Source organism: Lacticaseibacillus manihotivorans DSM 13343 = JCM 12514 (genome assembly GCF_001435035.1).
Classification (GTDB): domain Bacteria; phylum Bacillota; class Bacilli; order Lactobacillales; family Lactobacillaceae; genus Lacticaseibacillus; species Lacticaseibacillus manihotivorans.
In genome coordinates, this window is record NZ_AZEU01000245.1 from 1 (window position 1) to 390 (window position 390).

Consider the following 390-nt stretch of genomic DNA (forward strand, 5'->3'; position numbering starts at 1 on the left):
TCGCCAGGGAGCTTACTCGTAAGCCGCGCGTACACAGCGTTGATAGCTTCGTACACTTCTATCGCGACCAGGGCAAGGCTTGCCCTTCAACGACAACTGTGTATCGCTACATCGACGCCGGGCTGCTTGAGCTAGACAACATGACACTTCCCAAGAAGCTCCGACGCCGCATCAAAGGCTATAAGAACGCCCACAAGCGCAAGAATAAGAAGATATACGGCGACTCAATCGAGTTGCGTCCTGCGGCCGTGAATGACCGCACAGGCGTGGGACATTGGGAAGGCGACTTGGTCAAAGGTATTCGCTTAGCTGATGAGCCAGCATTAATGACGTTCACAGAACGGTACAGCCGGACTGAGATCATCGTCAAGATTCCTGACTATCATGCGG

General features: G+C 53.6%; 1 protein-coding gene. It reads left to right on the plus strand.

The window, feature by feature from the left end; genetic code table 11:
• A partial coding sequence (locus tag FD01_RS16190) for an IS30 family transposase (RefSeq protein WP_156647319.1) occupies nucleotides 1-390 on the plus strand: 390 nt, incomplete at both ends.